A 21,018-nucleotide genomic window follows, 5' to 3' on the forward strand; every position below is an offset into this window, starting at 1 on the left:
CACCGCCTATTATCATCGGGGCTCCGGCCTGGCGGGCGCATGAAAGCGCACATCCCGCTGCGACATCATTGACAGCCGCTCTTTTCCTGCGCCCCCGCTCCTATGCCGCCTGCTTCAACGCCGCCTTCCAGCACCCCGTCCAGCGCCGACACCCTCTGGTATGCCCCGGCGCAGCTGCTGCGCCTGTTTGGCAGCAGCCCCGTGGCGATGGCGTACTGGGGGCGCGACCAGCGCCTGCGCCTGGCCTCGCCGCAATGGTGCGAATGGTTTGGCGTGCCCAGCACCGGCATCGCAGGCCAGTTGCTGGGCGAGGCGCTGCCCCCCGCCTTTGCACTGCAGCACCAGGAGGCCCTGCAGGCTGCCGCGCAAGGCCAGCGCCAGCAGTTCGACACGTGCAAGACCGATGCCCATGGCCAGCTCGCCTGGCGCCGTGTCAGTCTTTCGCCCCACCTCTGGCCTGGGACTGCAGGCAGCAAAAGCGCCCAGGGCGTGCTGATGCTGATGCAGGACTGCAGCGCCGAATACGCCAATGCGGCGCAGGCCGATGCGCTGCGCGCTCAGCTGGCCGCGCTGTCATCCACCAATCCCGAACGCAGCGAAGAGAAGGGCGAGTTGCTGAAAATGCGCACCTTGCTGGACTGGCGCACCGCGATGCTGGCCGAGCACAGCGAGATGCTGCAGCTGCTGTCGCATGAGATCCGCCAGCCGCTGAACAATGCCTCGGCCGCGATGCAGGCCACCATGTCCGCCATTGCCGACCTGCAACTGGCCCAGACCACGCCGGCCACCAAGGCCCTGCTGCGCGCCGAACATGTGCTGCAGCAGGTCATCGGCACCCTGGACAACACCCTGGCTGCCGGCACCATCCTGGCCGTCGGCGGGCGTGCCGGCGCATCCTCCGATACCGATCTGCCCACCCTGGTCAACCTGGTGCTGCACGATATCGCCGCCGATGCCCGTCCCCGCATCCAGGTGGTCTGGGACGCCGAGGCACGCACCGTACAGCTGCACCCGGCGCTGATGCGGCTGACCATTCGCAACCTGCTCAACAACGCGCTCAACTACGCCCCTGCAGACAGCCCGGTGCTGCTGCGCCTGGCCGATTCGGACGACCCGCTGGCGCTGATCATCGAGGTGATCGACGAAGGCCCGGGCATTCCCGATAGCCTGCGTCCCCGCCTGTTCGAAAAGGGTACGCGTGGCAGTGACCATCGCCACCGCGCCGGCGCCGGCCTGGGGCTGTTCATCGTGCGCTCGGTGGTGCAATTGCACCAGGGCACCGTCCAGGCCTTGCCGCGCCAGCCAAACGGCACCATCATGCGCATGGAGTTGCCCCAAGGGCTGGACGACTAGCCAGCACAGCGATGACCGCACCACCCTGCCCCTGCTGAAGTTGGCTCCTCGCTTCCCAGGCCTTTACACCGACAGTATTCTTTCAACCGATACACCATGCTTCCCGCCACGCTCGCCCTGGTCGACGACGACCCCGAATACAGCGAATTTCTGGCCCAGCACCTGCGCAACCAGGGCGTCCAGGTGCAGGTCTACAACGACAGCAGCGACCTGCTGGCCGACATCGAGCCCTACCGCTTCGACTTCTATGTGCTGGATTTGATGCTGCCCGGCGTCAATGGCACCGAGCTGCTGCGCATTCTGCGCAAGCGCAGCCAGGCGGGTGTGCTGATCGTCTCGGGCCGGCTGGGCCCCGAAGTGTTTGGCGAAGTCATCCATGCCGGCGCCGATATGTACCTGACCAAGCCGGTGACTTTCGAGCAGGTGGAGCTGGCCGTGCGCGCCGTGCACCGCCGCATCATGACCACCGCCCAGGTGGCAACGGCCTGGAAGCTCGACAGCCACCGCAGCATCCTGATGACGCCCGATGGCCAGAGCGTCGAGCTGAGCCCCACCGACCTGATGCTGATGCAGTGCTTTCTCAAGGCCCAGGGCGCCGTCGTCGGCCGGGACCAGATCCGGGAGCTGCTGGGCTATCCGACGGCGAGCGACTCCGACAACAGTCTGCATGCCACGATCTACCGCCTGCGCCGCCGCATCGAAAAGGCCACGCCGCTGGCCGTGCCGCTGCAGTCGCAGCAGAAAGTGGGCTACCAGTTCCGCGCGCCGCTGGTGTCCGCCTGACACGCAGCAAAACCACTACCTGCTTCGGTTGCGCTGGAATACGCGCGAAAAAAAGCGGGCCCATCAGGCCCGCCCGGTGATCGCGGCAACGCGCAATCACATGCTCATGTTCGATTCCACATCCGCCACCTTGCGGCGCGCCAGCGCCAGGTTGGAGCGGGATTTGTCCAGCACGTAATAGACGAAGATGCCGGACAGCCGCTGAGAGGGGCGAATGATGTGGTACTGCTTGCCCAGGGTGATGAGGATGTCGTCGATGTTGTCGTTCAGACCCAGGGCTTTCATCGTCTTCATCTTCGCGCGCACCACTTCGGTGTTGCCGGCCGCTGCCAGCTCCATGTCCACGCCAGTGCCTACGCTGCCCAGCATCATGCCGCTGCTGTAGTCCACCACAGCAGCGCACAGGGCGCCGTCCATCGACATCAAATCGTTCAAGCTGTCGTTCAGATTTGCCATAACCACTCCAATCTATGTGATCTAGATCAACCACTGCTACCTTATAAAGGTATAGATGATTCTAATAAGTCACTTCTGATTCGAGCAATCATCCGCTGTGCACCGCTGTCACGGATGCCGTAGTCCCAGCGCAGGCCTGTGCTAATTAGATAGCAGCAGCCCTTGGACTGGCTTGCATCCATCCGCAAAACAGCGCCTGGGAACTGCAAGCAGGATTCGTAACAAACCGTGTGTTATTTGCGACGGCCTGCAGTCAACGCAGGCCCCGCGCCCGTGGAGAGGGCCGCGGAAGCCATCTGCAAGCTTATCGGCACCCGGAGCTGGCAATGGCGCCAGCCCGCCATTACATGGTGATGCCGGCTTCGACGTCGGTGACCTTGCGGCGTGCCAATGCCAGATTGGCGCGCTTGTTGTCGAGCACGTAGTATACGAAGATGCCAGCCAGGCGCGAGCAGGGGCGAATGATGTGGTACTGCTTGCCCAAGGTGATGAGGATGTCGTCAATGTTCTCATTGAGGCCCAGCGCCTTGATGGTCTTCATCTTGGCACGCACCACTTCGGTGTTGCCGGCAGCCGCCAGCTCCATGTCCACGCCCGTGCCGGCGCTCGCCAGCATCATGCCGCTGTTGTAGTCCACCACGGCTGCACACAGCGCGCCTTCCAGAGACATCAGATCATTCAAGCTGTCGGTCAAGTTCGCCATGGAACACACTCCTGAAAAAGACGAAGGCGCGTGGGAAATTACCGCCTTTCGATAAAAATGATTGTATCTGATCATTTCTGACGTGTATCAATCTTTGTGCGCATTTTCTGACGGCCTGCTACTTTTCGGCAACAACTGTGCTAGTGGACGCTGAGCGCCAGGATGCCCGCCCGCGCAGACCACCCCAAGCCCCGGCGACACCATCTGCGACATAAATAAAGCGGATCATTCATGCAATCCATCAAAGCCTTGGGCCAGACACGGTGGTAACAGCGCTCGATTACATCCAAAAAAGTCATATATCAAAGTGTTTTTAATGGATTGATTGCGCTATGGGGTATGGAATAAAGTGTGCTGATGCTGCCCGAGGGCCTTGCGCTCCTGGGGCGACTGCAGTTGATATGTATTGAAAGGTAGACACCATGACTGAACGCACCACCGTCCACGGCCTGCAAGTGGCCCAGACTCTGTATGACTTTGTGAACACCCAGGTGCTGCCAGGCACCGGCGTGGAGCCCGCTGCGTTCTGGCAAGGTTTCGATGCCATCGTCTCCGACCTGGCGCCCAAGAACGCTGCGCTGCTGGCCGAGCGTGACCGCCTGCAGACCGAGCTGGACCACTGGCACAAGGCCCACCCCGGCCCGATCACCGACATGCCGGCCTACCGCCAGTTTCTGACCCAGATCGGCTACCTGGTCGAACAGCCCCAGGACGTGAAGGCCAGCACCGAGAACGTGGACTCCGAGCTGGCCGTGCAAGCCGGCCCCCAGCTGGTGGTGCCCATTCTCAATGCCCGCTACGCGCTCAATGCAGCCAACGCCCGCTGGGGCTCGCTGTACGACGCGCTCTATGGCACCGATGTGATCAGCGAAGACGGTGGCGCAGAAAAGGGCAAGGGCTACAACCCTGTGCGCGGCGCCAAGGTCGTCGCCTATGCGCGCCAGTTCCTCGACCAGGCCGCGCCACTGGCCCAGGGCTCGCATGCCGATGCCACCGGCTACACCGTTGAAGGCGGCCAACTGGCCGTCTCTCTCAAGGACGGCAGCAAGACCGGCCTGCAGGATGCCTCCAAGTTTGTCGGCTACCAAGGCGATGCGGCAGCGCCCCAGTCGGTGCTGCTGAAGAACCATGGCCTGCATATCGACATCATCATCAACAAGGCCACCCCCATTGGCAGCAGCGACGCCGCCGGCGTCTCCGACGTAGTCGTCGAAGCGGCGCTGTCGACCATCCTCGACCTGGAAGACTCCGTCGCCGCCGTGGATGCCGAAGACAAGGTCAACGGCTATGCCAACTGGCTGGGCATTCTCAAAGGCACCTTGACCGAGTCCTTCGACAAGGGCGGCAAGACGGTGACCCGTGGCCTCAACGCCGACCGCGAATACAAGGCGGCCAACGGCGACAGCATCAAGCTCCATGGCCGCTCGCTGATGTTCCTGCGCAATGTCGGCCACCTGATGACCAACCCGGCCATCCTCTGGGGTGCAGACAAGCAAGAGATTCCTGAAGGCATCATGGACGCGGTGGTGACCACCGCCATTGCGATGCACGATCTGCAGGGCAAGGGTGCGCACGGCATCCGCAACAGCCGCACCGGCAGTGTCTACATCGTCAAGCCCAAGATGCACGGCCCTGCCGAAGCAGCCTTTGCCGATGAGCTGTTCGGCCGCGTCGAGCAGATGCTGGGCCTGCCCGCCAACACCGTCAAGCTGGGCATCATGGACGAAGAGCGCCGCACCACGGTGAACCTGAAGGCCGCGATTGCTGCAGCGCCTGCGCGCGTGGCGTTCATCAATACCGGCTTCCTGGACCGCACTGGCGACGAAATGCATACCGCGATGTACGCCGGCCCGATGGTGCGCAAGGCCGACATGAAAACCTGCGCCTGGCTGCCCGCCTACGAAAAGAGCAATGTGCTGGTGGGCCTGACGATGGGCCTGCGCGGCCGCGCCCAGATCGGCAAGGGCATGTGGGCCATGCCTGATCTGATGAAGGCCATGCTGGAGCAGAAGATTGCCCAGCCCAAGGCCGGTGCCAACACCGCCTGGGTGCCCTCGCCCACCGGCGCCACCCTGCATGCACTGCACTACCACCAGGTGAATGTGGCCGAGGTGCAAAAGGAGCTGGAAAAGACCAGCGCCGACGCCGAGCGCGACAACCTGCTCAATGCCATCCTGCAGGTGCCCGTGGCCGCCAACCCGAACTGGAGCGATGCCGAGAAGCAGCAGGAAGTGGACAACAACGTGCAGGGCATCCTCGGCTATGTGGTGCGCTGGATCGACCAGGGCGTGGGCTGCTCCAAGGTGCCCGACATCCACAACGTGGGCCTGATGGAAGACCGCGCCACCTTGCGCATCTCCAGCCAGCACATCGCCAACTGGCTGCAGCACGGCATCGTGACCGAGGCGATGGTGCGCGACAGCTTCGCCCGCATGGCCCAGGTGGTCGATGGCCAGAACGCTGGCGATGCGGCTTACAAGAGCCTGGTGGCCAACCCCCAAGGCGCTGCCTTCCAGGCCGCACTGGACCTGGTGTTCAAGGGCAAGGAGCAACCCTCGGGCTACACCGAGCCGCTGCTGCACGCGTGGCGCCTGAAGGTCAAGGCCGGTGCCTGAGCGGTCACCTGGCCGGGGCAGGGCTGCGTGCCCTGCCTTCGGTCACTAATCAGGGTAAATACTAGGAGCAGCCCAGGGGGCTGCTTTTTTTATAGCGCCTAAGCTAATCCTTTTCAGAGCCTGCCCGGTTTGGGCAGGCTTTTTTACTTATTCGTAAAAACAAAGCTCAAAAGTAAAGCAAGTTGCCAATTTGCAGATCTTTGTAAAGAAACCCTGGAAGGATCGACTCGGTCTATGAGCCTATATGTAATCTGGTTGTTACGACCATATTGATTTTCTATAGGCGTCATCTAAAAATCAAATTCATCTGCTACTAAATATTTCTTGTGTCATGAAATATTCATGATTCACCCGGTTTCAACTCGTCATTTCTGCGCGCCCGACTGCAGTTAAAAACACGCCTTAGCAAGTTTTCGTCTATCGGCAAGGGGTAACTGACCATGGGCCATCAATCCATCACACGCACTGCGCAGGCATGGGTCCGCGCACTGGCACCGCAGCGGCATCTGCTGCTGTGCGTGGGCTGGGGGCTGAGCGCCTCGGTATTCGCCCAGAACAACCAGCAGGTGGTGGTCAATGGCGGCATCGTCAATATCTCCGGCCCGGCAGCCCATGCGGTGATGAATATCTCGTCCAACAAGAACATCACCCATATCCGCGGCAACAACCAGGTGACCTCGGTCAATGGCGTGGTCGCGAACATGGCCAGTTTCGGGGCCTATAGCGAATTGAATATTGCGTCGCGCAACGGCGGCGTTGGCAGCGGCAGCCAGGTCGTCTCGGTCGGCGGGCCTGTGGTCAACCAGGCCACCGGCACTGGCATGCGCAGCGTAGTGAACATTGGCGGGCGGTAGCAGGGCGCCATGCGACCGCACGCCGGTGAACGGTTCGGTTTCTCCGCCACGGGGAGCTGACTGCAGAGGTGCATACCAAGAAGTGCACCATATTCTTTCAGTAACGAGGAGATTTTTATGAAGAAGTTTTTAGCAGTTCTGGTTTCGGTTTCCGCTATGGCCATGTCTGCGCAAGCGGAAGTGAAGATCAAGGGCAACAATGACCAGAAGGTCACCGTGAAAAACGGCGCAGTCGCCAATATGGCGATTGGCGCTGGTGCCACCGCCAAGCAGAATCTGGCCTCCAACAAGGGCAACGTCAATATCGGCGGCAATAACAAGCAGGAAGTCTCGGTCACCAACGGTGCTGTCGCCAATATGGCCATCGGCGCGATGACCAAGGCCGAGCAAAATCTGGCGTCCAACGACGGCAAGTAATCCCCCTTTCCCACCTGCTGGCCACCGCATGCGCCCAAAGCCATACGCTGGTCAGCCCCTCAAAAAAAAGATCCTCTGCAGAGCCTTTGCCCAGGGAATGGATGCGGCCGCGTCCCCACCCTGGCAGAACGTTGTGCAGAGGGTCCCTCAAGGAGACTGCGCATGAAAGCCAGCTATGTCGGGGCCTGTGTCCTGGCCCTGTTATGCGCCGCCGCGCAGGCGCAGCAAAAACCGCCCGCCGGCCGCAGCGGCCTCGATCCAGCCTCGCGCAACAAGGTGAGCAACGCGATGGCCCGCAACTACCTGACGGAGCAGGATTCGCGATCGGCGATCGAGCGGGAAATGGTCACCGGCCCTTCGGGCAAGAACTGCAACACCAATGTGGGTGCCGCCCCGCAGATCCAGGAAGGCACTGCCGGGATCGGAAACCGGTATGGCGCAGGCAACGCCGACCAGGTCACCGTCGTGCGGGGCTCCGTGATCAACATCTGCAAATAAACACGAATAAACACGATGGCAGCCACGCCGGAGCGCCGGGCTCAGGCACATGCACTGCCGGGCCAGGGAGCCCGGCAGGGCGCTGGCCGCAGCGGCAGCAGTGCTGCGGATGCAGCTCCACCATCGCCATAAAGAATAAACACCATGCATCTTTCATCGATTCGCCGCCTGGCTGTGGCGCCTTGCGTGCTGGCCTTGTCAGCCTGCAGCATCCAGCCCACGCTGTCCGACCGCAAGGACATCATTGAAAAAGGCATCACCGAACAAGCGCCGCTGGTCACCCCGACCAAATCCGCATCGGCGATGCGCGAAGGCCTGGCCTGCATGGACCGCATGCTCGCGGCCGAGCAGGTGCCCTCGACGCTGGTGGCGGTCAAGAGCATTCCGGACCCGTCGGGCCTGTTCTCCACCGGCACCAAGGAGATGGTGATCACTGCGCTGTCGCGCATGTCGCGCACCAGCCAGGCGTTCCGGGTGGTGGACTACGAAGTCGATGCGCTCAAGCAGGACACCGTGCAGACGATGACCAGCCTGCTGCTCAACAACGGCCAGATCGAACTGCGCAAGCCGCAGATCTATGTCTCGGGCGCCATCAGCTTTGGCGACAAGACGGTGGTCTCCAAGCGCAGCAGCCTGGGGGTCTCCACCGCCAATACCGACACCGGCTACAGCTGGGATCTGCTGGGCACCGTGGTGGGGCTGGATCTGCATCTGGGCGACATGAACTCCCGCACGCTCTACCCGGGTCTGGACTCGGCCAACGAGCTGGTCGTCGCCACCGGCGGCCGCTCGGTCGAGATCGGCGGCCGCGCCACCGGCCTGCCCAAGCACATCTACCGCCTGGGCGTTCAGTACGAAGTCGCCGCCGACGTGAACCAGGGCGCAGGCGCAGCGGTGCGCCTGCTGGTCGATCTGGCCACCATCGAGCTGGTGGGCAAATGGGCCAAGGTACCGTACTGGGAATGCATCGACTACGAGCAGAACCATCCCGAGTTCAAGCGCCAGATGCGCACCTGGTTTGATGAACAGGGCCCGGCAGACCGCATCAACCTGGCCCAGCGCGTGCTGCGGGCCGAAGGCGCCTGGAACGGCCCCATCGATGGCAACGACTCCACCGCACTGCGCAATGCGCTGGCGCTCTACCAGGCCTCGCTGGACCTGACCCCTGTGGGCACCGTCAACTTCGAGACCTACATGGGCCTGCTGCGCCTGTATGCCGGCATGTCGGCCGATGACAAGATCGCCTCCAGCTACTCGCCGCAAAGCGATGAACTCAAGCCGCGCCCCCACGGCCTGCCTGACAACGAGCCGACCAGCGATGCGCTGACCCTGTCGCTGCTCGGCCACAAGGAATTGGCATCGCAGCTGCCCATCGGCACCTCGGTGGTGCTGCGCGTGGCACCCGCCCGCACCGGCTTCCTCTACTGCTACTACCAGGATGCCGCCCAGGTGGTCACCCAGGTCTATCCCAATCCGCAGCAGCAGGCCGTGGTGGCCCAGGGCCGCATCGGGCTGATGGTGCCCGATGTATCGCAGGCCAACTCCTTTCTGATCGAGACCGCCCGCCCCGGTGTGGAGCAGGTGTACTGCGCACAGACGGTGAAACCACTGACTGGCCGCGTGCCGGTGGCCCTCACCCAGGCCCAGCTCGCGCCGATCGAGGGCGTGACCAGCATTGAGGCGGTGCAGCAGCAGATTGCCGCACAGACCGGTGTCATCGCGCAGTCGCAGCTGCGCTGGGAAGTCGAAGGCCCCGTGGCTGCCGCCGCCACCCCGCCCGCCGCCGCACGCAGCGGCAAGAAGCCATGAGCCGCCTTGCAGCCACCGGCCGCCGTGCCGGACTCGTGGCGCTGACCGGCAGCCTGCTGCTGCATGCCTGCGCCAGCTGGGCAGCGATTGTGCTGCCCTCGGCAGGTGCTGGCGATGCCGGCACGGCCGCCAGCAGCAGCGCTGCACCAGCAGCGCCTGCCGCGCCGGGCTCATCGATACGCGTGCCTGCCCCGCGCAGTGATGCCAGCCTGCAGGCGCTGCGCAGGCAGGCGCAGGAAGGCGAGGTCAGCGCCCAGTTCGAGCTGGGCATGTACTACTACCACAATGCCGGTCTGCCCCAAGCCGGTGCGCAGGCCCGCCAATGGCTGGGCCAGGCCGCAGCACAAGGCGATGCACGCGCGATGGCCGCGCTGGGCTACATGCTGGGTACGGGCACCGGCGGTGTGCGCGATGTGCCCGCTGGCCGCCAATGGCTGCAGCGCGCGGCCGATGCGCGCCTGGCGAAAGCCACCTACCTGCTGTCCCTGGTCGAGCGCCGGGTGACCGGCCCCAGGGCCATGCAGCAGTCGCGCCTGCTGTTGGAACAGGCTGCGCGCGATGGCGATGCCATGGCGCTCAACGACCTGGCCGTCGAGCGCGAGCTCGAAGGGCGCATGAACGAAGCCAAGGAGCTGTACGCCCAGGCGCAGGCCGGCGGCAGCCAGACGGCAGCACAGAACCTGGCCCGCATCGCCAGCTACCAGCGCGCCAGCACCTCCGAGCAATTGGGCCGCCTGCGTGCGCGCGCCGATGAAGGCAATGCCAATGCGCTGCTGGAGCTGGCCTACCGCTACCACCTGGGTCGCGGCGTGCAGCGCAATTTCGCCACCGCGATCCAGTACTACCGGCGCGCCGCCGATGCAGGCTCCCCCAAGGCGCGCGAGTTTCTGGCGCTGATCTTCAGCCGCAGCAACGAGAAGCAGCCGGTGATCGACGAAGCCTGGATGCAGGAGCTGGCCGCACGCATCAACGCCGTCGCCCTGCAGGTCGAAGAAAAGCACCCCAGCGCGCCGCCGGATCGCCCCCAGCGCGTGGCCGACCCGCTGGCGCAGCTGAGCCAGCAGCCCTTTGCCTGGCCAGAGCCGCCCGCTGCCGATGGTGATGCGGCGACGGATACCAACACACCGCCGCTCTCGCAGGAGCAGGTGGTGCCGAACGAGGAGCGTCCCGCTCCCGCGCATGCCCAAGGCATGCAGCCCTCCAACCTGAGTCACAACGCGCCGCTCACCGAGTAGCGCAAGAAAGGACAAGCATGCAACAAACCAACATCAAGCAGGCCCTGGCCGTGCTGACCCTGGGCCTGGCCGCTGGCGGCGTCTGGGCGCAAGGCGCCGTCATCTCCGCCCCCGGCGTCGATGTGCGTGGCGGCAGCCAGGGCGCCTCGGTCACCGTCAACGGTGCCGTCGTCAATGCGGCCTCGGGCCGTGGCGCCGTGGCCGAGACGAATATCCCCGGCCGCAGCAGCACCGTGCACGGTGGTGCCGGCGGCGCAGCCGTCGTCGTCGAAGGCCAGGGCAAGTCCTCCACCACCGTGCGCAGCCAAAAGCGCAGCGGCGGCGGCAGCAACCAGGCCCATGTGAACGCCAACATGTCGGGCTCCAACCTGCCCCAGGCCAACTTTGCCGGCCACAGCTTCACGAATGTGGACCTGTCCAACTCCAACCTGCAGGGCGCCAACTTCCAGGGCGCCGAGCTGGTCAATGTCAGCCTGGACAACTCCAACCTGGCCGGCGCCAACCTGAGCGGCGCCACCCTGGTCAATGTGTCGATGGACGGCGCGCTGACCACCGGCGCGATCTGGACCAACGGCCAGCGCCGCTAAGTACGCATTCGCCAACCCTTCAAGCCCCCAGGCCGCTGGCCAGCCACTACCATGCGCGCATGGAGCACATACAACCCATTCGCCCTGGTGGCTGGCTGCCCGGCCTGTTGGGCTGGGCGCTGCTGGCCGGTTGCGCCAGCCAGGCGCCGCAAAGCCCCGCCCCGGCCAACGCCGAAATGGGCCTGTCAACGATGTCGCTGGCCGAGGCACCCGATGTGCTGCTGCTGGGCGAGCAGCACGATGCCGCCGCGCACCAGCAGTGGCAGCGGGCCACGGTAGCGCATTGGGCTGCAAGACGGCAATTGGCCGCCGTGGTGCTGGAGATGGCCGACGCCGGCCACAGCACCCAGGGCCTGGCCCCCAGTGCCAGCGACGCGCAGGTGCAACAGGCGCTGGCCTGGAATGACAAGGGCTGGCCTTGGCGCCACTACGGCCCGGTGGTGATGGCGGCCGTGCAGGCGGGAGTGCCCGTGTTGGGCGGCAACCTGCCACGCGCGCAGATGCGCGAGGTGATGCAGCAAACCCGCTGGGACAGCCACCTGCCCGTGGCGGCATGGCAGCGCCAGCTCGACGCGATGGCCGATGGCCACTGCGGCCTGCTGCCCAACCACCAGCTGGCCCCGATGGCGCGCATCCAGCTGGCCAAGGACGAAAGCATGGCCAGCACCGCCATGGCCCAGCTGCAGCCGGGCAAGACCGTGCTGCTGATCGCCGGTCGCGGCCATGTGCTGCGCAGCACCGGCATCCCTACCTGGCTGCCTGCGGGCACCCGTTCGGTCGTGGCGATTGGCCAGGCGGGCAACCAGGCCCAGGCCGATGCGGCGGACCGCGACTGGGTGCACAGCACCCCGGCGCTGCCGGCCGAGGACCACTGTGCCGCGCTGCGCGAGAAGTGGAAGCAGTAAGCGCGTCGGCGCCCCGCGCTTCAGGTCACCGGGGCGGGATTGAACAGCACCAGCGCATTGTGCAGCTGCCATTGCTCGGCCCAGGTCTTCCTGCGGCCACTGGCCACCTCCAGCATCAGGCGGAACATCTCCCAGCCCATCTCCTCGATGGTCGCTTCGCCATCGGCAATGCGCCCGGCGTTCACATCCATCAGGTCATGCCAGCGGCGTGCCAGATCGCTGCGCGTCGCCACCTTGATCACAGGCACCTGCGCCAGCCCATACGGCGTGCCGCGCCCGGTGGTGAACACATGCAGGTTCATGCCGGCGGCCAGTTGCAAGGTGCCGCAGATGAAGTCGCTCGCGGGCGTGGCCGCATAGACCAGGCCGCGCTCAATGCCGCGCTCGGCCAGCCTCTGACCGGGTGACAGCACGCCGGTGATCGGCGCCGTGCCGCTCTTGATGATCGAGCCCATCGCCTTTTCCACGATATTGGACAGGCCGCCTTTCTTGTTGCCCGGCGTGGTGTTGGCGCTGCGGTCCACCTTGCCCTTGTCCAGGTAGGCGTCGTACCAGGCCATCTCGTCGATCATGGCCTGCGCCACCTCGGGGCTGGAGGCGCGTGAGGTCAGCTGGTCAATGCCATCGCGCACCTCGGTCACTTCGCTGAACATCACCGTGGCACCGGCGCGCACCAGCAGATCGGTGCAAAAGCCGACCGCCGGGTTGGCGGTCACGCCGCTGAAGGCATCGCTGCCGCCGCATTGCACGCCCACCACCAGGGCACTGGCCGGCACGGTCTCGCGCTGGCGCTGGTTCAGCCTTGCCAAGTGCGCCTCGGCCCGGGTCATGATCGACTGCACCATCGACATGAAGCCCACATGGGCCTCGTCCTGCAGGCAGACCACATCGAGTTCGGGCGCGCGCTCGTCGGTGATCGGGAAGGAGCCCGGCGGCAGCAGGCGCTCGGGCTGCAGCTTTTCGCAGCCCAGGCTCACGACCATCACCTCGCCGCCAAAGTTCGGGTTGTGGCTGATGTTGCGCAAGGTGCGCTGCGGTATGTCGGCACCCACCGCATCAATGGCCACGCCGCAGCCATAGCTGTGCTCCAGCCCGACAACATCGTCGACATGCGGGTAGCGTGGCAGCAGCTCGGCCTTGATGCGGCGCACTGCAAAATCCAGCACGCCGGCCACGCACTGCACCGTGGTGGTGATGGCCAGGATATTGCGCGTGCCCACCGTGCCATCGGCATTGCGGTAGCCCTCGAAGGTATAGCCCTCCAGCGGCGGCAGATCGGGCGCCGGCACGGTGGCGATCGGCAGGCCTTCGAGCGAGCGGGCCTCGGGCATCTGCAGCAGGCGCTCATGCACCCAGCTGCCCGCCGCAATCGCCTGGCGCGCATAGCCGATGACCACGTTGTAGCGGCGCACGGCCTCGCCTTCTGCCAGGTCCACCAAGGCGACCTTGTGGGCCTGCGGCACCTGCTCGACCAGGCGCAGGCCCGAGGGCAGCACCGTGCCGGCCGGCAGCCCGCCGTCATTGGCGATGATCGCGACGTTGTCCGCCGCATGCATGGAAATCGAAAGTGGGGTCGTTCTGGCTTGTGTCATATCCAATACTCTCTGGCGCGGTGCAGCTTAGCGCGCTGGCGTGGCTACTGCACCGCGCGCCTGTCCTCCAAGGTGACAGGCTGGCTGCGCTGTGTCAATCGGCCTTGATGCCGGCGGCCTGGATCACCTGCGCCCATTTGGCTACCTCGGCCTTCTGGAACTCGGCCAGCTCGGCCGGCGTCATCGTCGAAGGCTGCATGCCAAAGGCCTTCAGGCGGGCCTGCACTTCGGGCGTGGCGACGATCTTCATGATCTCGGCATGCAGGCGATCCACCACCGGCTTGGGCGTGCCCGCAGGCGCAAACACCGCCTGCCAGGAGCCCATGTCAAAGCCTTTTTCACCGCCCTCGGCAATGGTGGGCACATCGGGCAGGGATTCCAGGCGCTTGGAGCTGGTCACCGCAATCGGGCGCAGCTTGCCGGCCTGGATATGCGGGCCCACGACCAGGGCCGTGTCGAACATCATGTCGACCTGGCCGCCGATGACATCCTGCACTGCCGGGCCGCTGCCCTTGTAGGGCACATGGGTGAACTTGACCCCGGTCTGGTAGGCCAGCAGCTCCAGCGCCATGTGGTTGGAGGTGCCGCTGCCGGGCGATGCCGAGGTCAGCCCGCCGCTGGCGGCCTTGGCCTTGCTGCCGGCCATCACATCGGCCAGGGTCTTGTAGGGGCTGGAGGCGGGCACCACCAGCACCAGCGGGCCCGAGCCCAGCATCGCGACCGGCGTGAAGGACTTGACCGGGTCGTAGTCGAGCTTGGAGTAGAGGCTGATATTGATCGCATGCGAGCTGATCGTGCCGCCCAGGATGGTGTAGCCATCGGGCGCCGCGCGGGCCGCCAGGGCCGAACCGACGCTGCCGCCGGCCCCGCCCTTGTTCTCGATGACCATCGGTGTGCCCAGTGCCTTGCCCAGCGGCTGGGCCACCACACGCGCCAGCGTATCGGTATTGCCACCGGGCGGAAACGGCACCAGGTAGGTGATGGATTTGCCGGTGGGCCAGTTGCTTTGCGCCAGCGCGGATGTGCTGGCCAGGCCGGCGCCCAGCATCAGCGCGCTGGCCGCGAGCGAGCTTTGGATCAGGGTTCTGCGTTGCATGGAGGTCTCCTTGGTTTGTAATCGTCGAAAGCAATGCACGCGGCGTGGCTCAGAAACGCGGCTGCCTGCCGTCAAAGCTGGGGTCGTACTTGCGCATCTGGCCCAGGTCATCGCGGTTGCGGATGCCGCAGTGCAGGTAGTTGTCATGCAGGCGCGCCAGCGCATGGCGGTCCAGCCGCACACCCAGGCCTGGCGTTGTCGGCACACGCAGGCTTCCGGCTTCGAACTGCAGGCGCCCGCCTTCGATGACCTCCTCGTCCTGCCAGGGGTAGTGGGTGTCGCAGGCATAGGTGAGCAAGGGCACGCTGGCGCACAGATGCGTCATCGCCACCAGGCTGATGCCCAGATGCGAGTTGCTGTGCATCGACAGGCCCAGGTCAAACGTGCGGCACAGGGTGGACAGGCGCTGCGTCGCGCGCAGACCGCCCCAGTAGTGGTGGTCGCTCAGCACAATCTTCACCGGGCAGCCCATCTCGGCATTGCGCCGGAACTCGGCAAAATCGGTCACCACCATGTTGGTGGCCAGCGGCACCTCGCAGGCGCGGGCCACGGCCGCCATGCCGTCCAGCCCGGGCGCCGGGTCTTCGTAGTACTCCAGCACACCGCGCAGCTTCTCGACAATGCGCAGGCTGGTCTCCACTGTCCAGTTGGCATTCGGATCAATGCGCAAAGGCAGGCCGGGAAAGGCCTTGGCCAAAGCCAGGATGCCGGCGGCCTCTTCATCGGGCGGCAAGGCCCCGGCCTTCAACTTGATGCTCTGGAAGCCGTACTGGCCCATCATGCGCTGCGCCTGTGCCACCAGCTGCTGCGGGGTCAGCGCCTCGCCCCAGGCATCGGGCGCATAGGGCTGGCCGGCATGCTCGGCGTACTTGTAGAACAAATAGGCCGAGAACGGCACACTGCAGCGCGCCGCGCCTCCCAGCAGATCGACCACCGGCGCATTCGCCATCTGGCCTTGCAGATCGAGCATGGCCACCTCAAAGGCGCTGACCACCTTGGCCACCGTTTTCGACACATGGGTGCCCGGCGCCAGCGATACCTGCTGGCCCAGGAACTCCGAGGCCGTCTGCACCGGCGGCGCCACCAGCGCGGCCACCCGCTGCTCCATCTCGTTGAGCGCCCAGGGCGACAGCCCCACCAGTGCCGGCGCCGCCTTGGCCAGCGCATCGAGCATCGGCTCGTCGCCATAGCTCTCATTGATCCCCACCAGGCCCGAGGCGGTCTCGATCTCGATGATGGAGCGCAGTGCCCAGGGTTCGTGGATGCCGGCAGCGTTGAGCAGCGGCGGATCGCGGAAGGCAATCGGCGTGATGCGGATGTGGCGAATGGCGTGCGAGGTACTCATCGTGAAAGCGCAGGAGGATGCAGAAGTGGTGAAGGGGCTGCGAGGCGGGGAGCGCTTAGCGCACGGTCATGAAGATCTGCGGCAGCCAGGTGGTGAAGGCCGGCACAAAGGTCACCAGGCCCAGCGCAAAGATCAGCGCGCCATAGAACGGCCAGATGGTGCGCATGACGGTACCCACCGACACGCCGCCAATGGCGCAGCCGACAAACTGCGTCGTGCCCACCGGCGGGGTGTTCAAGCCCAGCGCGCAGTTGATGAGCAGCACAATGCCGAACTGCACCGAGCTCATGCCGTAGTGCTGGGCAATCGGCAGGAAGATGGGCGTGCACAGCAAGATGGTGGCAGCCATGTCGAGGAAGGTGCCGAGTAGGAACAGGATGATGTTGATCAGCAGGAACACCATCCAGGGCGTGGTGGTCACCTGGGCCAGCATCTGGCCGGTGAGCTCGGCCACGCCGTAGAGGCTGATCAGGTAGCCAAAGGTGCTGGAGATGCCGATCAGCAGCAGGATGATGCCGGTGTTGCGCACCGCCTTGGACGCCGCCTTGACAAAGTGCGCCCAGCTGAGCGACCGGTAGACAAACACCGTCAGCGCCAGTGCATACAGCACGGCCACGACGGCCGATTCGGTGGCCGTGAACACGCCCGACAGAATGCCGCCCAGAATCAGCACCACGACAAACAGGCCCGGCAGCGCCGCTGCCAGGCTGCGGCCCACGACCTGCCAGCCGGGGAAGGTGCCCGCCGGGTAGCCCCGGCGGCGTGCCACCCAGTAGGCCGCGCCCAGGTTGCTCAGGGTCAGGATGATGGCCGGGATGATGGCCGCCAGGATCAGCGCCGCAATCGACACCTTGCCGCTGGCTGCCAGCGCATAGATGATGATGTTGTGGCTGGTCGGCATCAGCGCGCCCACCAGGGCCGCATGCGTGGTCACGTTGACGGCGTAGTCAGCGTGGTAGCCCTCCTTCTTCATCATCGGGATCATCACCGCGCCCATTGCCGAGACATCGGCCACCGGCGAGCCCGAGACGCCGCCAAACAAGGTGCAGGCCACCACATTGGACATGCCCAGCCCGCCGCGCACATGGCCGATCAGCGCCCGCGCAAAGTTGACGATGCGGTCGGCAATGCCGCCGTGCAGCATCAGCTCACCGGCAAAGATAAAGAACGGAATCGCCAGGAAGGAGAACACCCCCATGCCGGCGGTCATCTGTTGAAAACCCACCTCCAGCGGCAGCCCCTCGTAGGCCAGGGTGGCCAGCGCAGACAGGCCAATGGAGAAGGCCACCGGCACGCCCAGCAGCAGCAGGACGGCAAAGCTCAGGCTCAGAATCAGCAAGGCTGTGGTCATCGCCGCGCTCCTAGTTGGGCTGCACTTCGCGGCCTTGCGCGAGTGCGATCAGGTGTTCAATGGAAAACAGCACGATCAGGCTGCCGGCAAGAATGGCGGGCACATATTTCCAGCCCTCGGACAAGCCCAAGGTCGGCAGGCGGTAGTCCCAGACCGATTCGGCCAGCGACGCGCAGCCATAGGCCATCGCCGCGCCGAACAGCAGAATCAGCGCATGGATCAGAAACTCCATCTTGGTGCGCAGCCAGTCCGGCGCCAGCACCAGCAGCGATTCCAGCCCGATATGGCCGCTGTCGCGCACGCCCACGGCGACGCCGAACATGGTCACGTAGAGCACCAGCAACAGCGACAGGCTCTCGGCCCAGGTCGGCGTGTTGTTGAGCACATAGCGGCCAAACACCTGCCAGCTGACGGCAGCGATCAACAGCATCAGGCCGGCAATACCCAGCCACATGCACAAGCGCGACAAGGCGCTGCAAATCTTGGTAAACATCGTGGTGCCCGAGCAGCCCGGGCGCACAGCCCCGGGCGATGGTTGCAAGGAGCCAGCACCCGGCGGGCACTGGCATTGGCGTTGGATCAGCGGTGGATCAAGGCGTGTCTTGCGCGCGCTTGACCAGATCCTTCAGCTTGGCATCGGTGATGAACTTGTCATACACCGGCCGCATCGCCGCCTGGAACGGTGCCTTGTCCACCTCGATAATCTCGGCGCCGCCGGCCTTCACGACCTCCAGTGACTTGGCCTCGCGCTCGGCCCACTGCTTGCGCATATACGGCACCGATTCCTTGGCAGCCTGGCGCACCCAGCCCTGCTCCTCGGGCGAGAGCCTGTCAAAGGTCCGTTTGGAGAACAGCAAAATCTCCGGCGCCATCGAGTGCTCGGTCTTGCTGAAGTACTTGGCGACTTCGAACGAGCGCGAGCTCTCGAAGGTCGGGTAGTTGTTTTCTGCCGCATCGATGAGGCCGGTCTTCAGCCCGGTGTAGACCTCGCCCATCGGCATCGGCGTCGCATTGGCGCCCATGGCCTCGAGCATGCTCACCCACAGATCGGACTGCTGCACGCGCACCTTCATGCCCTTCATGTCGGCCAGGCTCTTGACCGGCCGCTTGGCGGTGAACATCGAGCGCGCGCCGCTGTCGTAAAAGCCCAGGCCGACAAAGCCCTGCTTCTCACAGGCTTTGAGGATCTCCTCGCCCACGGGGCCATCGAGCACCTTGTGCATATGCTCCACCGAGCGGAACAGGAAGGGCATCGTGGGCACCACGGTCTCGTTGCAGACATTGTTCATCGCGCCGACATTGACCCGCACCATCGCCAGCGCACCGATCTTGGCCTGCTCGATGGTTTCCTTCTCGCCCCCCAGCGCCCCGTTCGGGTAGACGCGGATACTGTGCTTGCCGCCTGACAGCGCCTTGAGGCGCTCGCCCATGAACTTCACCGCCTGCACGGTCGGGTAGTCGTCCGGGTGGATATCCGATGAACGAAATTCGGTGGCCTGCGCGCCGAGCGCCAGCAGACCGGCAGCCAGTGCTGCACTGATAGTGGAAAGTCGCATTTGTCTACCTCGTTATCTCTATGGTTGGGGAACATGTCCGGATGGTTTCCGGATCTCTGGGTCACACACACCTCGCCTGTTTACAGGGGCCGAAATTCCGTCTCCTCCATTCCTGAAACGCCTGGGCGCAGCGCAAACAGGCCACCGGCCAGCGGCTGGTCCGACAGATCGATGCCGTCTGGCCGTATCGATGTGACATAGAGCACATCCAGGCCCGGGCCGCCAAAGGCGCACATGGCCGGCTTCTTGACCGGCAACGGCAGCGAGCGGTCCAGTTGCCCATCGGGCCGGAAGCGGTGCACCAGGCCGGCGTCATTGCCGCAGATCCAGTAACAGCCCTCGGCATCGATGGCCGCGCCATCGGGCCGGCCCGGCAGGCTGGTCATGTCGACAAACAGGCGGCGGTTGCGGGGGGTACCGCTGGCGGTGTCGTAGTCAAAGGCCCAGATCTGCTGGCTGCGGGGGTGCGAATCCGACAGGTACATGGTCCGGCCATCGGGGCTGAAGGCCAGCCCGTTGGGGGTGATCAGCGGGCCCAGCTGCAGATCCTGCGCGCGGCCTGCTGCCAGGTCATCGGCGCCAAAGCGGTAGACCCGGCCCACCGGCTGCGCCGCCGCCATGTCCATCAGCATGCTGCCGGCCACCAGGCGGCCCTGGCGGTCACAGCGCCCATCGTTGAAGCGCATGCCGGGCATCGCGTGGCCGACGGTGGCCAGCGCCTGGATACGGGCCTCGCCATGGCGGTCACCATCGCCCAAGGTCACCTGGTAAATGCCATCTTCCAAACCGGCAATCCAGCGCCGCGGCTCGCCCTGCCAGGGGGCCATGCAGGCCAGCATCTGCGGCAGCTGCCATTGCGTGGCGGCGCCTTGCCCGGGCTGCCAGCGCTGCAGCAGGCCCCTCGGTATGTCGGCCCAGTACAGCGCAGCCTCCTGCGCCCGCCACACGGGGCTTTCGCCGGTGGCGTTGCGGGCATCGATGACCAGCTCGGCGGCTGTCATGCAGGCTGCTCCGGCGTATCGCCAAAGGGGCCCTGGGCGGTGAAGGCGCCGCCCTGGTAGACGGCGACCGGGTCGTTGGCGGCAGGGGCGGGTTGCGCCTCCACCTTGGCGCGCCAGGGCTCGGAGCTGTCCTTGGGCACAAAGCCCAGGTGGGCGGCGGCATGGTTGTCCCACCACAGGTCGCGGTTGGCCGATGCGCCATAGACGACGGTATGGCCGACGTTGGGGGTGAACAGGCTTTTCTCGACCAGCTGCACCAGGTCGTCATAGCTCAGCCAGCTGTGCATCATGCGCCGGTCCTTGGGCTCGGGGAAGGACGAGCCAATGCGTATGCTCACCGTCTCGATGCCATAGCGGTCAAAGTAAAAACTCGCCATGTCCTCGCCAAAGGACTTGGACAGGCCGTAGTAGCCATCGGGGCGGCGGCGCGCGTTGGCGTCGATCTTTTCGCTCTGCTTGTAAAAGCCGATCACATGGTTGGAGCTGGCAAACACGATGCGCTTCACACCATGGCGGCGCGCGGCCTCGTAGAGGTGGAAGATGCCTTTGATATTGGCCTCCAGCACCTCTTCAAAAGGCCGCTCCACCGATACACCGCCCAGGTGCACGATGGCGTCGCAACCGGCCACCATCGCATCCACCGCCTGCTTGTCGGCCAGGTCGCAGGGGACGACTTCTTCTTGCGCATCCAGCGGCGCGCCCATGCCGGCGATATCGGACACGCGCAAGACGGGCGCCAGGCCACGCAGGCGCTGGCGCAGCACCCGGCCCAGGCCGCCGGCCGCGCCGGTCAACAGCAAGCGTTGCAGCGGAGGTGTTTGTACCTGCATGTGCTGCTCCTTTTCCATAAAAAAAGGCGCTT

At 65.0% G+C, this 21,018-nt stretch carries 20 protein-coding genes; 10 read left to right on the forward strand and 10 right to left on the reverse strand.

The features are described 5' to 3' along the window. Positions 1-102: 102 nt before the first annotated feature. The gene (locus AB7A72_RS20170; RefSeq protein ID WP_369460941.1) at positions 103-1,353 is read left to right on the forward strand and encodes a PAS domain-containing sensor histidine kinase; all 1,251 of its coding nucleotides are present in this window, start codon (positions 103-105) and stop codon (positions 1,351-1,353) included. Between the two features lie 96 nt (positions 1,354-1,449). Continuing rightward, positions 1,450-2,136 carry a response regulator transcription factor gene (locus tag AB7A72_RS20175; protein ID WP_239810445.1) on the forward strand — a complete coding sequence of 229 codons (687 nt, stop codon included), beginning with the start codon at positions 1,450-1,452 and terminating at the stop codon, positions 2,134-2,136. Between the two features lie 96 nt (positions 2,137-2,232). Here AB7A72_RS20175 and AB7A72_RS20180 read toward each other — a convergent pair whose 3' ends face one another. Both AB7A72_RS20180 and AB7A72_RS20185 read right to left on the reverse strand, forming a co-directional pair. Next, positions 2,233-2,592 (reverse strand): hypothetical protein, encoded by a 360-nt coding sequence (locus tag AB7A72_RS20180; RefSeq protein WP_239810444.1) that lies wholly within the window; start codon positions 2,590-2,592, stop codon positions 2,233-2,235. 343 nt (positions 2,593-2,935) lie between these two features. Continuing rightward, positions 2,936-3,295, reverse strand: a complete 360-nt coding sequence (locus AB7A72_RS20185) for a hypothetical protein (RefSeq protein WP_239810443.1) — start codon at positions 3,293-3,295, stop codon at positions 2,936-2,938. Positions 3,296-3,717: 422 nt separating this feature from the next. On the opposite strand from AB7A72_RS20185, the gene AB7A72_RS20190 reads away from it, so the two are divergent. From AB7A72_RS20190 to AB7A72_RS20225, 8 genes are all read left to right on the forward strand, one after another. Next, on the forward strand, positions 3,718-5,910 hold the full coding sequence (locus AB7A72_RS20190) for a malate synthase G (RefSeq protein ID WP_369460942.1): 2,193 nt from the start codon (positions 3,718-3,720) through the stop codon (positions 5,908-5,910). A gap of 440 nt (positions 5,911-6,350) precedes the next feature. Then, positions 6,351-6,764 carry a hypothetical protein gene (locus tag AB7A72_RS20195; RefSeq protein WP_239810441.1) on the forward strand — a complete coding sequence of 138 codons (414 nt, stop codon included), beginning with the start codon at positions 6,351-6,353 and terminating at the stop codon, positions 6,762-6,764. A 117-nt stretch (positions 6,765-6,881) separates the two neighbouring features. Further along, entirely contained in the window at positions 6,882-7,181 is a 300-nt protein-coding gene (locus AB7A72_RS20200) for a hypothetical protein (protein ID WP_239810440.1), read from the forward strand. A gap of 162 nt (positions 7,182-7,343) precedes the next feature. Then, positions 7,344-7,679, forward strand: a complete 336-nt coding sequence (locus tag AB7A72_RS20205; protein ID WP_239810439.1) for a hypothetical protein — start codon at positions 7,344-7,346, stop codon at positions 7,677-7,679. Positions 7,680-7,823: 144 nt separating this feature from the next. Further along, positions 7,824-9,488 (forward strand): DUF4384 domain-containing protein, encoded by a 1,665-nt coding sequence (locus AB7A72_RS20210; RefSeq protein ID WP_239810438.1) that lies wholly within the window; start codon positions 7,824-7,826, stop codon positions 9,486-9,488. Continuing rightward, entirely contained in the window at positions 9,485-10,723 is a 1,239-nt protein-coding gene (locus AB7A72_RS20215) for a tetratricopeptide repeat protein (protein ID WP_369460943.1), read from the forward strand. Before AB7A72_RS20210 ends, AB7A72_RS20215 begins: the two co-directional genes overlap by 4 nt. A gap of 17 nt (positions 10,724-10,740) precedes the next feature. Further along, the gene (locus tag AB7A72_RS20220) at positions 10,741-11,310 is read left to right on the forward strand and encodes a pentapeptide repeat-containing protein (protein ID WP_239810436.1); all 570 of its coding nucleotides are present in this window, start codon (positions 10,741-10,743) and stop codon (positions 11,308-11,310) included. Between the two features lie 59 nt (positions 11,311-11,369). Then, positions 11,370-12,215: a ChaN family lipoprotein gene (locus AB7A72_RS20225; RefSeq protein ID WP_369460944.1), complete on the forward strand. Its 846-nt coding sequence runs from the start codon at positions 11,370-11,372 to the stop codon at positions 12,213-12,215. 20 nt (positions 12,216-12,235) lie between these two features. On the opposite strand, the gene garD is transcribed toward AB7A72_RS20225, so the two are convergent. The 8 genes from garD to AB7A72_RS20265 all read right to left on the reverse strand — a co-directional run bounded on the left by garD (position 12,236) and on the right by AB7A72_RS20265 (position 20,986). Further along, a complete protein-coding gene (gene garD / locus AB7A72_RS20230) occupies positions 12,236-13,807 on the reverse strand; it encodes a galactarate dehydratase (protein ID WP_369460945.1) in 1,572 nt (523 codons plus the stop codon). Positions 13,808-13,901: 94 nt separating this feature from the next. After that, positions 13,902-14,903, reverse strand: coding sequence for a Bug family tripartite tricarboxylate transporter substrate binding protein (locus AB7A72_RS20235; protein WP_369460946.1), 1,002 nt, complete (start codon positions 14,901-14,903; stop codon positions 13,902-13,904). Positions 14,904-14,952: 49 nt separating this feature from the next. Beyond that, positions 14,953-16,248, reverse strand: a complete 1,296-nt coding sequence (locus AB7A72_RS20240) for a glucarate dehydratase family protein (RefSeq protein WP_369460947.1) — start codon at positions 16,246-16,248, stop codon at positions 14,953-14,955. Between the two features lie 55 nt (positions 16,249-16,303). Continuing rightward, positions 16,304-17,599, reverse strand: coding sequence for a TRAP transporter large permease (locus tag AB7A72_RS20245; protein ID WP_312417977.1), 1,296 nt, complete (start codon positions 17,597-17,599; stop codon positions 16,304-16,306). Positions 17,600-17,609: 10 nt separating this feature from the next. Further along, the gene (locus AB7A72_RS20250; protein ID WP_369460948.1) at positions 17,610-18,092 is read right to left on the reverse strand and encodes a TRAP transporter small permease; all 483 of its coding nucleotides are present in this window, start codon (positions 18,090-18,092) and stop codon (positions 17,610-17,612) included. A 97-nt stretch (positions 18,093-18,189) separates the two neighbouring features. Next, positions 18,190-19,155, reverse strand: coding sequence for a TRAP transporter substrate-binding protein (locus AB7A72_RS20255; RefSeq protein ID WP_239810430.1), 966 nt, complete (start codon positions 19,153-19,155; stop codon positions 18,190-18,192). 80 nt (positions 19,156-19,235) lie between these two features. Further along, positions 19,236-20,156: an SMP-30/gluconolactonase/LRE family protein gene (locus AB7A72_RS20260; RefSeq protein ID WP_369460949.1), complete on the reverse strand. Its 921-nt coding sequence runs from the start codon at positions 20,154-20,156 to the stop codon at positions 19,236-19,238. Next, positions 20,153-20,986, reverse strand: a complete 834-nt coding sequence (locus tag AB7A72_RS20265; protein ID WP_239810428.1) for an NAD-dependent epimerase/dehydratase family protein — start codon at positions 20,984-20,986, stop codon at positions 20,153-20,155. Before AB7A72_RS20265 ends, AB7A72_RS20260 begins: the two co-directional genes overlap by 4 nt. Between the last annotated feature and the right edge of the window lie 32 nt (positions 20,987-21,018).

The organism is Comamonas sediminis (assembly GCF_041107495.1).
In the GTDB taxonomy this organism is placed as follows: domain Bacteria; phylum Pseudomonadota; class Gammaproteobacteria; order Burkholderiales; family Burkholderiaceae_C; genus Comamonas; species Comamonas sediminis.